Source organism: Bradyrhizobium oligotrophicum, from assembly GCF_051168495.1.
Classification (GTDB): domain Bacteria; phylum Pseudomonadota; class Alphaproteobacteria; order Rhizobiales; family Xanthobacteraceae; genus Bradyrhizobium; species Bradyrhizobium oligotrophicum_A.
The window spans coordinates 158,624-170,849 of sequence record NZ_JBNPVB010000009.1 but is presented as its reverse complement, the minus strand read 5'-3'; the positions used below and the strand labels follow the sequence as shown (position 1 = coordinate 170,849).

Here is a 12,226-nt window from a genome sequence, read left to right as displayed (position 1 = left end):
CCAACATAGGGTAGTCCCGTTCACCTGTCGCTACGATGAACGGCGATTTATGATCGCAGGAAGGCCTCGAGGCGGGCAAACAGCGGATTCTCGCGGTCGAGCACATAGTCCAGGGAGGCCACCGATACCGTCTCGGCGCCATGTCCGCGCAGAAAACTGCCGAGCGCGTAGATCTGCGCCGGCGGGCAGTGCAGGGTCAGCATGCCCGACGAGGTCGGGCCGCCGAACGGCGCCACGACGCCGAACCGGTTGTGCGCCTCGGTCAGCATTGCTGCGTCGCATCCTTTGAATCGCGTGCGGACCTCGCGGTATTTGCTGGCGCGGGCACGGGCGTGAATGTGGTCGAGAATGATTCGGGCGCTCTCGCGCGGACCGTCCGACCAGTCGGCGTCGCGGGAGGCGACCAGATTGGCCTGGCTGCGCAGGATCACGCCGTCGTCCAGCACCTTCAGCCCGTTGGCGACGAGCGTCGATCCCGTGCTGGTGATGTCCACGATCAGTTCGGCGGTGCCGACCGCGGGCGCACCCTCGGTAGCGCCGGCGCTCTCGACGATGCGGTAGTCGACGATGCCGTGGGTCGCGAAGAAGCTGCGCGTCAGGTTGATGTACTTTGTCGCGACCCGCATGCGGCGATTGTGCTGGGCGCGGAAGCCGGTGGTGACGTCGTCGAGATCGGCCATGGTGCGGACGTCGATCCAGGCCTGCGGCACGGCGACCACGACGTTGGCGCCGCCGAAGCCGAGCGTATCGATCAGCAGCACCCGCTGGTCGGCATCGGTGATGCTCTCGCGCACCAGGTCCTCGCCGGTGACGCCGAGATGCACGGTGCCGCGCGCCAATTGCGAGGCGATCTCGCTCGCGGAGAGATAGGCGATCTCGACATTGTCGAGGCCCGCAATGGTGCCGCGATAGTCGCGCGCGCCGCCGGGCTTGGACAGCGTCAGGCCGGCGCGGCCGAAGAACGCCTCGGCATTCTCCTGCAGGCGGCCCTTGGAGGGAACGGCGAGGACGAGGGGGCCGCTCATGATGCTCTCCCGCGCGGGCTCTGGCCCGCGGCGCTGCTCTGGGCCAGGCCCTCGATCCAGATCGAGAAGCCGACGGCGGGAATGGACGAGGCGGCGCCGAGCTGGCTCAGCAGACCGTCATAGCGGCCGCCCGCGACCAGCGGCTCGTCGCCATTGTCAGGACGATGCAGCTCGAATTCGAAGCCGGTGTAGTAGTCGAGGCCGCGGCCGAACGCCGTGGCGAAGCGCACCTTGGCGATGTCGATGCCGCGCTGGGCCATGAAGCCGGTGCGCGCCTCCAGCGCGTCGATGGCCGCCGAAATGTCGAGCCTGGCGTCGGCGGCGAGGGCGCGAAGCTGCTGGATCGCCTCGGTCGGACTGCCGGTGATGGCCAGGAAACGCTTGATACGGTCGAGCGCGTCGCGCGGCAGCGCGCCGCTCTTCAAGGTCGATTGCTCCAGGAAGCGATCGGCGATCTCGGCCACGGTGCGGCCGCCGACGGCGGTGGCGCCGGCGATCGACATCAGGTCGGTGACGAGGGCGAGCGCCGCCTTGCGGTCGGAGCCGGCCAGCGCGGCGAGCACGCCCTCATATTCGTTGCGCGGCGCCACCGCGGCGATCGCCAGCCGCTCCAGGTCCTGGGCCAGCGTGCGCTTGCGGTTGAAGTCCTTGATCAGCCGCCGCCGCCAGACCGGGTAGAGATCGAGCGCGTCGATCAGGGCGGTGTACAGCGCGACGTCGCCGGTGCGGATGTCGACCTCGGCGAGGCCCGCGGCCGCGGTCGCCTCGATCGCCAGCGCCAGCATTTCGGCGTCCGCCGCCGGATGATCCTTGCGCCCGAACGATTCGATGCCCGCCTGCAGGAACTCACTGGGCCGACCGCCGCGGTAGCGAAATACGGGACCGAGATAGCTGAAACCGGCCGGCTGCCCGGCACGGGGCGAAGCCAGATAGTCGCGGGCGACGGGAATGGTCAGGTCGGGCCGCAGGCACAGCTCCTCGCCGCCGGCATCCGTCGTCAGATACAGGCTCTTGCGGATGTCCTCGCCCGAGAGGTCGAGGAACGGTTCGGCCGGCTGCAGGATGGCCGGCTGGGCTCGCTGATAGCCGGCCTCGGCGAACGACTGCAGCAGCGTGTCCGCCCACGCGGCGGGTCCGGTCGGAGCGGGTCCGGTCATGTCGATCAGGTTCCAAGCTGGATTGGCGCCCCAGAAGGGCGGCGGCAGCCCCTTAGCATGGCCGTCCGGCGGTTTCGACTGGCAATGGCCGGGATCAGCCACAATTGGCCGGATGGCTTAACCGCGTGCCGCCCAGTCGCCGAGCGTGGCCTGCACCAGGGCGAGGGCGGCAACGCCGGCCGTATCGGCGCGCAGGATCCGAGGCCCGAGGGCCAGCCTGATCACGCGCGGCTGGCGCAGCAGCAGCTCGCGTTCGTCGGCGGCAAAGCCGCCCTCCGGGCCGATCAGCACGTCGATGCCGGCATGCATATCGTCGCGCAGCGCCTGTACGGGGTCGGCGAGGTCGGTGGCCTCGTCGCAGAACACCAACAGCCGTGACGCCGCGCGCTGACCGAGGAAGCGCTCCAGCGGCACCGGATCCCTGACCTCGGCCAGGCTCAGAATACCGCATTGCTCGGCCGCCTCGATCACGTTGGCGCGCATCCGCTCGCCGTTGACCCGTGAGACCTGGGTATGTCGGGTGAGCACGGGTTCCAGCCGCGCCGCGCCCATCTCGACCGCCTTCTGCACGATGTAATCGAGCCGGGCATGCTTGAGCGGCGCAAACACGTAGGCGATGTCGGGGAGGCGGTCCTGCGGCCGGGTCCGCTGCTCGATGGTCAGGCCGTCCGGCCGCTTGCGGCCGCCGATCGCGGCCTGCCACTCCCCGTCTCGGCCGTTGAAGACCAGCACGTGATCGCCTGCGCCGAGCCGCAGCACGTTGCCGAGATAATTGCTCTGTTGGCGCTCCAGCGCGACGGCGCCCCCTTCCTGCAGGGGCGCATCGACGAACAGGCGCGGGGCGGTGAAGTCGTATTCGGGCATGGCGCGACGAGGTGTGGATGATGGACGTTGCCGGCTGAACGAGGCGCCGGCGCGGAACGCCGGAGCCCCGTCAGGCGGGCTGCCCTGGCGTGGCGCCTTTTGGTCGCGCTGTCGACAGATTTTACCGATTGGATGCCGGCCGGAATGGCGGCCATCCAATCGGGCGGGATTCCGGACGGCGTCGGAAGCCTTGATGAGGAGAACAGCCGTGATCTGCAGACATCGGACCTGGCGCCTTTGGGGGCTCGCTGTGGTGATCGCGGGAACGGCCGCGGGATCCGCGCGGGCCGACGACAAGAGCGCGGCACCCCAGACGTCCAACCCCGGTGCGGCGTCCGGGGCGGCCATCGCCGCCCCCGGCTTTCGCCCGCCCGAAAGCTGCCTGAAGGAATTCACGCCGCTGCGGGACGAAGCCGCCCGCCGCGCCAAGCTGCTCAAGGCGGCGACCGAGCGCCGCTTTGCGCCGGGAGAGGCCTGCCAGCTGGTGCATGACTACGAGCTCGCCCAGACGAAAATGCTCGACTACGCCGTGGCGCATGCCTCGATGTGCGGGATTCCGGCCAAGATCACCGATCAGCTGAAGGCGAATCACGAGAACACCCTGACGGTGATGCGGAAGGTCTGTACCGCCACCTGAGTCTGGAACCGCATATCGGAATGATTGGCGGTAGCGGGAACCGGCCGGCTGCGAGCGTGATGACCAGGATTTGATCGGCAGAATTTGCGGCTGGTTGCATCCTCAGATGTGGACCGCATGATTCGAGTCCCGAGACGGACCTTATCCGACGGGCGGCTGCGTCTCTCCGCCGCGGCTGCCCAAATCCCCGGTTGTGCCTGGCGGGCGGGAATCGTAAAAGCCCCGGATCGGATCGTGCTTTCGTCCGGAAGTGTTGAGCATTCTTGGTCTTGCCGGAGAACCAGCCTTGATCGTCCGCCATCGCATCGCGCCGCTCATCGTCGCCGCCGTCATGATGACCGCAGGCCAAGCGTCGGCGCAGAGCGCATTTCCAGCGCCGCTGCCGGGCCAGACGCAGACCCAGACCCAGTCGAACGCGTCGCCGTTTCCGCCCATCAACGGCAACTCGGCCCCGCCGGCCAATGCGTTTCCCAGCCCCGGTCCGGCGGCTTTCGGCGGCGGCGGGGGTGGCTTCGCAGCGGCACCTCCCCAGGGTGGTCCTGGGGAAAACTGCATGAAGGAATTCGTGCCACTGCGCGAGGAAGCCGAGCGGCGCGGCAAATTGATCCAGGCCGCGAGCAAGCGCAAAGCCACGCCGGTCGAGGCCTGCAAGCTGTTCAAGAGCTTCGGCCAGGCCGAGATCAAGATGATCAAATATGTCGAGGCCAACGCGACGAAGTGTGGCATCCCCAGCCAGATCGCCGAGCAGTTGAAGACCAACCACAAGGGCACCGAAGGCATTCAGCAGAAGGTCTGCACTGTGGCGGAGCAGATGCAGAAGGGCGGCGGCGGCCCGGCCGCGCCCAGTCTCAGCGACGTCATCGGCTCGTCGGCCTCGCTGCCTGAAGCCAATACGGCGAAGAAGGGCGGCTCGGCCTTCGACACCCTCACCGGCAACGTTCTCACGCGATGAGCGACACCGCCGTCCGCGTTGCTGACGCGACCGGCAATTGGGTCGACACGCTGGCGCCGGCCTGGAGCCGGCCCTATCTGCGGCTCGCCCGATACGATCGCCCGATCGGATCCTGGCTGCTGCTGATGCCGTGCTGGTGGGCGGCCGCGCTGGCAGCCGGGATGGCAGGAAGCCTGTCGATGCTTCCGGCGTGGATCGGACTCTACTTCGTCGGCGCCTTTGCCATGCGCGGTGCCGGCTGCACCTGGAACGACATCACCGACCGCGATCTCGACGCCAGGGTGGAGCGCACGCGCTCGCGACCGATTCCCGCGGGGCAGGTCGGCGTCAGGCAGGCGCTGGCGTTTCTGGTGGCGCAGGCCCTGGTCGGGCTCGTGGTGCTGCTGCAGTTCAACCGCTTCGCGATCGGCACCGGCATCGCATCGCTGCTGATCGTCGCGATCTACCCGTTCATGAAGCGCGTCACCTGGTGGCCGCAGCTCGTGCTCGGCCTCGCCTTCTCATGGGGCGCGCTGATGGGATTTGCCGTCGCGTTCGGCCGCATCGATGCCACGGCGCTGTTGCTCTATGCCGGCGCGATCTCATGGGTGATCGGTTACGACACGATCTATGCGCATCAGGACGCGGAGGATGACGCGCTGATCGGCATCAAGTCGACGGCGCGCCTGTTCGCCGAGCGCACGCATCTGGCGCTCGTCATCTTCTACGCACTTGCCGTCGTCTTGATCGCGGGGGCGTTCGTCACCGCCCATGTGCACGTCGCGGCCTGGGTCGGGCTTGCTTGTTTCGCAGTACATCTCGGCTGGCAGATCCGGCGTCTCGACATTGCCGATTCCGCGCTGTGCCTGCGGGTGTTCAAGTCGAACCGCGATGCAGGACTGCTGCTGTTCGCAGGCCTGCTGGTCGATGCCGTAATGCGCGCGAGCTGATCAGTTCCGCGCGATGATCTCGTGCTCGCCGCGATGGATCGACGCCGGGTTGAGCAGATGTCCGACACGGCGGCGCATCAGGAAGCGCGGACGGCGGGAACGGATGGCGTTGCGGCGGCGGCGACGCGGCGCAGCCTCGCGCCTTGCGTCCTGCAACTGAGGCAGCGCGAAGGTCTCGCTCCACATCGCCCAGGCGGCAACGATCTCATCCTGGTCGTCGCTGACGCATAGCGGGATGGTGAGCGAGGGGTCACGGTGGACCAGCACCAGCATCACCTGCGCGTCGTCGATCTCGCGGAGCGCGATGCCGAGAAAATCGCTGACCCGGAGATTCACGGCCATGCGCATGCCGCTCACGGCACGGCGCAGGACCACGCGCTCCCGGTGCAATTCGATCTGCCGGATTCCGCCATCGGCACGGGTGTCGTGCGCGCTGTACGAGACGGGCAGGGAAAGAGGGTCGAGCCGCAGTACGCGGCTCGACCCAGCGGAATTGCTTCCGCCTGTTGCTGTTTGACGCCTCACGGCTTGATCTCCCCGCCGGGATTATGCTCCCGGTCGATGCGTGAGACCTTGCCACGCGCCCCGCCCGTATCAGCTTAAGAAGCCTGGTTAATCAGTCGTCACGCATGATCCTCTTACCGTCATGATTGACAACCGCTTGCCCCGCATGATTGACGAGACCTTGCCGATTTGCCGACAATCCGTTGTGGTGTCTGCCTGGCTGCTTGAAGTCGGCGTGAGCAGGCCACATTTCGTCTGGATTGAGCCGTCTTCGCCGCCCACCTGACATCGATCGGATCGTGTTCGTGACCTCTTCCCCCTCAGCCGCTGCATCCTCGACTTCCGCCCAATCAGATCTGCTCGATCAGTCCGCCCTCCGAACGCTCGCCGAACGGCTGGTCGAGGCGGCGCGCAAGGCCGGCGCCGATGCCGCCGACGCGATCGCGGTGCGCGGCGTCTCGCAAGGCGTCGAGGTCCGTGACGGGCGCGTCGAGGAGTCGGAACGCTCGGAAGGCGACGATGTCGGCCTGCGGGTGCTGGTGGGCAAGCGCCAGGCGGTGGTGTCGACCAACGACGTCAGCGGCGATGGCGTGGCACGGCTGGCCGAGCGCGCGGTGGCGATGGCGCGGGTGGCGCCGGACGACAAATATGTCGGCCTCGCCGATCCCGCGCTCTTGGCGCGTGACATTCCCGAACTCGATCTGCTCGATCCGGAAATCCCTTCGACCGCGGAACTGGAGCGGCGCGCCCAGGAGGCGGAGGCTGCAGCGCTCGGCGTCAAGGGCGTGACCAAGTCCGGTGGCGCATCGGCCTCGACGGGCATCGGCGGCATGGTGCTGGTGACGAGCGACGGCTTTCACGGCGCCTATCTGCGCTCGAGCCAGAGCATTTCGACGACCGCGATCTCCGGCGAAGGCACCGGCATGGAACGCGACTACGACTACACGGCGGCTCCCCACGGCGCCGATCTGCTGCCGCCCGCAACCGTCGGGCGCAGCGCCGGCGAGCGCGCCGTGGCCCGCGCCAATCCGCGCAAGGTCGCCACCTGCAAGGTGCCGGTGGTGTTCGATCCGCGCGTCTCCGGCTCGCTGGTCGGCCATCTCGTCGGCGCCATCAACGGCGCCTCGATCGCCCGCAAGACCAGCTTCCTGAAGGACAAGCTCGGCGCGCAGCTGTTCGCCAAGGGCATCCGCATCATCGATGATCCGCTGCGTCGGCGCGGCCTGCGGTCGCAGCCATTCGATGCCGAAGGCGTCAAGGTGAAGCCAACGGCGCTGGTCGATGACGGCGTGCTGACGACGTGGCTGCTGGATTCGGGCACCGCCCGCGAGCTCGGCATGGTGACGACGGGCCATGCCCATCGCGGCGTATCGTCCTCGCCCTCGCCGGGACCGTTCAATCTGCATCTCGAGGCCGGCGTGGTCACCGCGAGAGACCTGATCTCTGACATCAAGCAGGGCTTCTATGTCACCGACCTGATCGGCTCCGGCGTCAACGGCGTCACCGGCGACTACAGCCGGGGCGCTTCCGGCTTCTGGATCGAGAATGGCGAGATCGGCTATGCGGTGAGCGAGGTGACGATCGCCGGCCACCTGTTCGAGATCTTCAAGTCGATGACGCCCGCCAGCGATCTGCAGTTCCGCTATGGGGTCAATGCGCCGACGGTGCGCATCGAAGGACTCACGCTTGGCGGACGGTGACATCGACAGCTCCGACCAGGCGAAGCTGGCCGCGGAGGCCGGACTTCTGAAGCAGGCGGTGCGCGAAGCCGGCGAGCTGGCGCGCGCGATGTTCGGCACGGAGCTGCGCAAATGGACCAAGGGGGCGTCGTCCCCGGTGTCCGAAGCCGACATGGCCGTCGATGCGCTGCTCGAACGCCGGCTGCGAGCGGCGACGCCGGATTATGGTTGGCTGTCCGAAGAGAGCGCCGACGATCCGTCGCGGCTCGCCCGCTCGCGGGTCTGGATCGTCGATCCGATCGACGGCACCCGCTCCTATCTCGGGGGCCGTAACGATTGGTGCGTGAGCGTGGCACTGGTCGAGCATGGTGCGCCGATCCTCGCTGCGGTCTATGTCCCGGCCAGCGAGGAGTTCTTCTTCGCCGCGCGCGGCGGCGGCACCACCCTGAACGACGAGAAGGTCGCGGCTTCGACCGGGACGGGCATCGACTTTGCGCGGGTTGCCGGTCCCAAACCGCTGGTTGAGCGGCTTGCGACGGATTCGGCTCGCGTCGAACTCCATCCGCGCATCGGATCATTGGCGCTGCGGCTCTGCCGTGTCGCGCACGGTGCGCTCGATGCCGCTTTTGCAGGCGGACAAAGCCGCGATTGGGACCTTGCGGCGGCTCATTTGATCGTGCAGGAAGCGGGTGGTAAAATGAGCGCATTGTCGGGCGAGGCGATCCTCTATAATCGTCCGGACGTGGCCCATGGGGTGCTGGTAGCAGCGGGACGCGATCGACATGCTGACATCGTCAGCCACTATCGCCAGTTGCCGCAGAGCTGATTACCCCTCGGATCGCACCGGCCAGGCCGCCCGCAAGGCGCGTTGATTAGGAACGAGACCGATGACAGATAGCGCCTCGCAGCAGCTCCTCCACCTCGTGATCGGCGGCGAGCTCGTCAACCTCGACACGAACGAATTCAAAGATCTCGACAAGGTGGACATCGTCGGCGTCTATCCCAACTACGCCTCGGCCCACACCGCCTGGCGAGCCAAGGCGCAGATGACGGTGGACAACGCCCACATGCGTTATTTCATCGTGCATCTGCACCGGCTGCTCGATCCCGGTCAGGACGCGAAGACGTAAGACGCAAAGCTTCTCACTTGCAACATCTGATCCGCAATATGCTGCGCAGCGGCTGGTTCCAGCGCGCTGTCGGGTTCCTCGCAGCCGAGTACCTCCGCCTGGTGTGGCTGACCAACCGCTTCACCTACGAGCCGCCCGATGTCTACGACATCGTCGAGCCGCAGATGCCGGCGATCTTCGCGTTCTGGCATGGCCAGCATCTGCTGACGCCGTTCATCAAGAACAAGCCGAGCTATCGCGCCAAGGTGCTGATCTCCAGGCATCGCGACGGCGAGTTCAACGCGATCGCGGCCGAGCGGCTTGGCATCGGAACCATCCGCGGCTCCGGCGACCATGGCTCCTCCTTCCACCGCAAAGGCGGAGTGGGGGCATTCAAGGAGATGGTGCGGGCGCTGGAAGACAACTATAATGTTGCATCGACAGCCGATGTGCCGAAACGTGCACGGATAGCGGGTCTCGGCATCATCATGCTCGCGCGCGAATCAGGACGCCCGATCATGCCGTTCGCAATGGTCACGAGCCGCTTCGTCCGACTGAAGAACTGGGACAGCACCACCATCAATTTGCCATTCGGCCGCGGCGCATTGGTGGGAATCAAGGAAATCAACGTGCCGCGCGATGCCGACGCCGCGATGATGGAGCAGGCGCGCCTCGATCTCGAGGCCACGCTGAACGAGTGCATGCGCCGCGCCTATGAGATCGTCGGCCGGCCCGATGCATGTCCCCCGCCGGTGTCGGGAGCGTCCAGTGGCTAGCCCGCTGCCGATGGCCCTGCGCGTCTATCGCGGGTTGTCCTCGGCGGCGGTGCCGCTTGCGCCGGCCTTCATCAGGCAGCGGCTCAGGCACGGCAAGGAGGACCCGGAGCGGACCGACGAACGGCGCGGGCTGAGCCACGACACGCGCCCGCAGGGGCCGCTGGTCTGGATTCACGGGGCGAGCGTCGGCGAGGTGCTGGCGGCCGCAGCGCTGATCGAGCGGCTGCGTGCGCTCAACATCCGCATCCTGATCACCTCGGGCACGGTGACGTCGGCGGCGATCGTGGCCAAGCGCTTCCCGGCCGACGTCATCCATCAATACGTCCCCTATGACACGCCGCGCTTCGTGGAGCGGTTTCTTGACCACTGGCGTCCCTCGCTCGGGCTGTTCATCGAATCCGATCTCTGGCCGAATCTGATCCTGGCCGGGGCCTCGCGGCGGGTGCCGATGGTCGTGATCAATGGCCGCATGTCGCCGCGCTCGTTCCCGCGCTGGCGCCGCATGTCCGGCACCATCTCCGCCTTGCTCGGACGCTTCGACCTCTTTCTCGCGCAGTCGCAGGCGGATGCCGACCGGTTCTCCGCGCTCGGCGCGCGCAACGTCATCACGACCGGCAATCTCAAGCTCGACGTGCCGGCCCCGCCCGCCGATCCGGCGAAGCTCGAACGGCTCATGGCCATGACGCGCGGCCGCCCGGTGGTCGTCGCCGCGTCCACGCATCCGGGCGAGGACGAGATCCTGATCGCGGCCCACAAGGCCTTGTCCAGGTCGCATCCGTCGCTGCTCACGGTGATCGTGCCGCGCCATCCCCATCGCGGACCTGCCGTCGCCGAACTCGTCGCGGGCGCGGGGCTGCGGGGGGCCTTGCGTTCGCACGAGGCGCAGCCGCTCGCCGGAACCGATGTCTACGTTGCGGACACGATGGGGGAGCTCGGCCTGTTCTATCGGCTCGCGCCGGTCGTGTTCATGGGCGGCTCGCTGGTCGAGCATGGCGGCCAGAATCCGATCGAGGCCGTCAAGCTCGGTGCCGCCATCGTGCACGGGCCGCACGTCTTCAACTTCACCGAAGTCTACGAGGCGCTGGACCGGGCCGCGGGCGCAAGGCTTGCCCAGGATCCGGAGGCGCTGGTCCGGCAATTCCGGCAGCTGCTCGCCGATCCCGCGGCCTGCGACGGCCTGGCGGGGGCGGGAACGCGCGTCGTCGCGCAACTCGGCGGGGCGCTGGAGCGAACGCTGTCGGCGCTCGAGCCGTATCTGCTGCAGGTCAGGCTCGAGATGGGGGCCGCCGGCGATGCGTGAGCCGGCCTTCTGGCATCGGCCACGATCCTGGCAATCGCGTCTGTTGTCCCCGCTCTCGCTGCTCTACGGCGCCGTGGCCGCGCGCCGCATGGCGCAGAGCGGGGTCGACGCCGGCGTGCCCGTGATCTGTGTCGGCAATTTCCATGTCGGCGGCGCCGGCAAGACGCCGACCGTGCTGGCCATGACGACGCTGCTGCGCGAACTCGGCGAGCAGCCGGTCGTGCTGAGCCGCGGTTACGGCGGCCGGCTGCGTGGACCCGTGCTGGTCGATCGCGGCGCTCACGCCGCGGCCGATGTCGGCGACGAGCCGCTGATGATGGCGGCGCGGGTGCCCGTGGTGGTATCGCGCGCGCGCGCGGACGGCGTCGGCCTCGCCAAGGCGCAGGGCGCCTCCGTCATCCTGATGGACGATGGCTTTCAGAACCCGTCGATCACCAAGGACCTCGCGCTGATCGTGATCGACGGCGCACGGGGGCTCGGCAATGCCAGGGTGTTTCCCTCCGGGCCGCTGCGGGCGCCGCTGCCGCCGCAACTGAAGCGCACCGACGGATTGGTCGTGGTCGGCAGCGGCGATGCCGGCGATGCCGTTGCATCGCGTGTCGAGGCCGCGGGAAAACCGGTTTTCAGGGCCCGTCTGCAGCCGGATGCGCAGATCGTCGCGGCGCTCGCCGGACGGCCGATCCTGGCCTTCGCCGGCATCGGCGATCCCCAGCGCTTCTTCCGCACCCTTCGCGCCAGCGGGCTCGACGTCGAAGCCGAGCGCGCCTTCCCGGATCATCATGCTTTTTCGCCGGACGAGATCGCCTCTCTGACGGCGCAGGCGAAGCGTCAGGGTCTGAGCCTGGTGACGACGGAGAAAGATCTGGCGCGGCTCGGCGGCTGCACGCCGGTCCGCTCCGGCCTTGCCATCACCGCATTTCCGGTGACGCTGCAATTCGACGATCAGCGGGCGTTGCGGATGTTCGTCACGCAACGGCTGTCCGCCAGCCGCGGCCCTTAGCGGTTCGCCTTCAGAGCGCCGGGGTAGTGCCGTTGCAGCACCGCGCTCGGCACCGCATAGGCCTCCTGCAGGTCGACGCTCCAATATTTCAGCTCATCGAGCGGTATCCGTGCGTCGGTCACGGCGCATCGCACGTAGCTTCCCGGCGAAATCACGCGAAAATCGCCATCCAGATACTGCACCTGCGCTTCCCCCTGACCCGAGGGACCGAACTTGTTGAGCACGTCCGCGATCTCCAATCCATGTACGCCAGCGGGCGCACGACACGCCATTCGTGGGGTTTCCTATCACAGA

At 67.7% G+C, this 12,226-nt stretch carries 14 protein-coding genes; 9 read left to right on the top strand and 5 right to left on the bottom strand.

The genetic code is table 11. The annotated features are described in order from the left end of the window. Positions 1 to 47: 47 nt before the first annotated feature. From hisG to ACQR1B_RS18815, 3 genes are all read right to left on the bottom strand, one after another. A complete protein-coding gene (hisG, locus tag ACQR1B_RS18825) occupies positions 48 to 1,025 on the bottom strand; it encodes an ATP phosphoribosyltransferase (protein WP_434836079.1) in 978 nt (325 codons plus the stop codon). Further along, positions 1,022 to 2,182 (bottom strand): ATP phosphoribosyltransferase regulatory subunit, encoded by a 1,161-nt coding sequence (locus tag ACQR1B_RS18820; protein WP_434836080.1) that lies wholly within the window; start codon positions 2,180 to 2,182, stop codon positions 1,022 to 1,024. Before ACQR1B_RS18820 ends, hisG begins: the two co-directional genes overlap by 4 nt. Positions 2,183 to 2,299: 117 nt before the next feature. Beyond that, positions 2,300 to 3,046 carry a 16S rRNA (uracil(1498)-N(3))-methyltransferase gene (locus ACQR1B_RS18815; RefSeq protein WP_434836081.1) on the bottom strand — a complete coding sequence of 249 codons (747 nt, stop codon included), beginning with the start codon at positions 3,044 to 3,046 and terminating at the stop codon, positions 2,300 to 2,302. A 208-nt stretch (positions 3,047 to 3,254) separates the two neighbouring features. Here ACQR1B_RS18815 and ACQR1B_RS18810 point away from each other — a divergent pair, with 208 nt between their 5' ends. From ACQR1B_RS18810 to ubiA, 3 genes are all read left to right on the top strand, one after another. After that, on the top strand, positions 3,255 to 3,683 hold the full coding sequence (locus tag ACQR1B_RS18810; RefSeq protein WP_434836082.1) for a hypothetical protein: 429 nt from the start codon (positions 3,255 to 3,257) through the stop codon (positions 3,681 to 3,683). A 286-nt stretch (positions 3,684 to 3,969) separates the two neighbouring features. Next, positions 3,970 to 4,635 carry a hypothetical protein gene (locus tag ACQR1B_RS18805; RefSeq protein WP_434836083.1) on the top strand — a complete coding sequence of 222 codons (666 nt, stop codon included), beginning with the start codon at positions 3,970 to 3,972 and terminating at the stop codon, positions 4,633 to 4,635. Beyond that, positions 4,632 to 5,564, top strand: coding sequence for a 4-hydroxybenzoate octaprenyltransferase (gene ubiA / locus ACQR1B_RS18800; RefSeq protein ID WP_434836084.1), 933 nt, complete (start codon positions 4,632 to 4,634; stop codon positions 5,562 to 5,564). The genes ACQR1B_RS18805 and ubiA overlap by 4 nt, the downstream gene beginning before the upstream one ends. Here ubiA and ACQR1B_RS18795 read toward each other — a convergent pair whose 3' ends face one another. Then, positions 5,565 to 6,089, bottom strand: coding sequence for a DUF6101 family protein (locus tag ACQR1B_RS18795; RefSeq protein ID WP_434836085.1), 525 nt, complete (start codon positions 6,087 to 6,089; stop codon positions 5,565 to 5,567). A gap of 284 nt (positions 6,090 to 6,373) precedes the next feature. Here ACQR1B_RS18795 and ACQR1B_RS18790 point away from each other — a divergent pair, with 284 nt between their 5' ends. The 6 genes from ACQR1B_RS18790 (at position 6,374) to lpxK (ending at position 11,932) form a co-directional block, all read left to right on the top strand. Further along, the gene (locus ACQR1B_RS18790; protein WP_434836086.1) at positions 6,374 to 7,768 is read left to right on the top strand and encodes a TldD/PmbA family protein; all 1,395 of its coding nucleotides are present in this window, start codon (positions 6,374 to 6,376) and stop codon (positions 7,766 to 7,768) included. Further along, the gene (locus ACQR1B_RS18785) at positions 7,755 to 8,573 is read left to right on the top strand and encodes a 3'(2'),5'-bisphosphate nucleotidase CysQ (protein ID WP_434836087.1); all 819 of its coding nucleotides are present in this window, start codon (positions 7,755 to 7,757) and stop codon (positions 8,571 to 8,573) included. The genes ACQR1B_RS18790 and ACQR1B_RS18785 overlap by 14 nt, the downstream gene beginning before the upstream one ends. 61 nt (positions 8,574 to 8,634) lie before the next feature. Further along, entirely contained in the window at positions 8,635 to 8,877 is a 243-nt protein-coding gene (locus ACQR1B_RS18780) for a DUF4170 domain-containing protein (RefSeq protein ID WP_434836088.1), read from the top strand. A gap of 17 nt (positions 8,878 to 8,894) precedes the next feature. Next, on the top strand, positions 8,895 to 9,632 hold the full coding sequence (locus tag ACQR1B_RS18775; protein WP_434836089.1) for a lysophospholipid acyltransferase family protein: 738 nt from the start codon (positions 8,895 to 8,897) through the stop codon (positions 9,630 to 9,632). Continuing rightward, positions 9,625 to 10,932 carry a 3-deoxy-D-manno-octulosonic acid transferase gene (locus tag ACQR1B_RS18770; RefSeq protein WP_434836090.1) on the top strand — a complete coding sequence of 436 codons (1,308 nt, stop codon included), beginning with the start codon at positions 9,625 to 9,627 and terminating at the stop codon, positions 10,930 to 10,932. Before ACQR1B_RS18775 ends, ACQR1B_RS18770 begins: the two co-directional genes overlap by 8 nt. Further along, positions 10,925 to 11,932, top strand: a complete 1,008-nt coding sequence (lpxK, locus tag ACQR1B_RS18765) for a tetraacyldisaccharide 4'-kinase (RefSeq protein ID WP_434836091.1) — start codon at positions 10,925 to 10,927, stop codon at positions 11,930 to 11,932. The genes ACQR1B_RS18770 and lpxK overlap by 8 nt, the downstream gene beginning before the upstream one ends. Here lpxK and ACQR1B_RS18760 read toward each other — a convergent pair. Then, positions 11,929 to 12,156: a DUF2093 domain-containing protein gene (locus ACQR1B_RS18760; RefSeq protein WP_434836092.1), complete on the bottom strand. Its 228-nt coding sequence runs from the start codon at positions 12,154 to 12,156 to the stop codon at positions 11,929 to 11,931. The genes lpxK and ACQR1B_RS18760 overlap by 4 nt on opposite strands. Positions 12,157 to 12,226: the final 70 nt, after the last annotated feature.

Excerpts from the sequence above, each read along its gene's own strand:
- hisG (WP_434836079.1), bottom strand. The coding sequence starts at position 1,025 with ATGAGCGGCCCCCTCGTCCTCGCCGTTCCCTCCAAGGGCCGCCTGCAG.
- ACQR1B_RS18820 (WP_434836080.1), bottom strand. The coding sequence starts at position 2,182 with ATGACCGGACCCGCTCCGACCGGACCCGCCGCGTGGGCGGACACGCTG.
- ACQR1B_RS18815 (WP_434836081.1), bottom strand. The coding sequence starts at position 3,046 with ATGCCCGAATACGACTTCACCGCCCCGCGCCTGTTCGTCGATGCGCCC.
- ubiA (WP_434836084.1), top strand. The coding sequence starts at position 4,632 with ATGAGCGACACCGCCGTCCGCGTTGCTGACGCGACCGGCAATTGGGTC.
- ACQR1B_RS18780 (WP_434836088.1), top strand. The coding sequence starts at position 8,635 with ATGACAGATAGCGCCTCGCAGCAGCTCCTCCACCTCGTGATCGGCGGC.
- lpxK (WP_434836091.1), top strand. The coding sequence starts at position 10,925 with ATGCGTGAGCCGGCCTTCTGGCATCGGCCACGATCCTGGCAATCGCGT.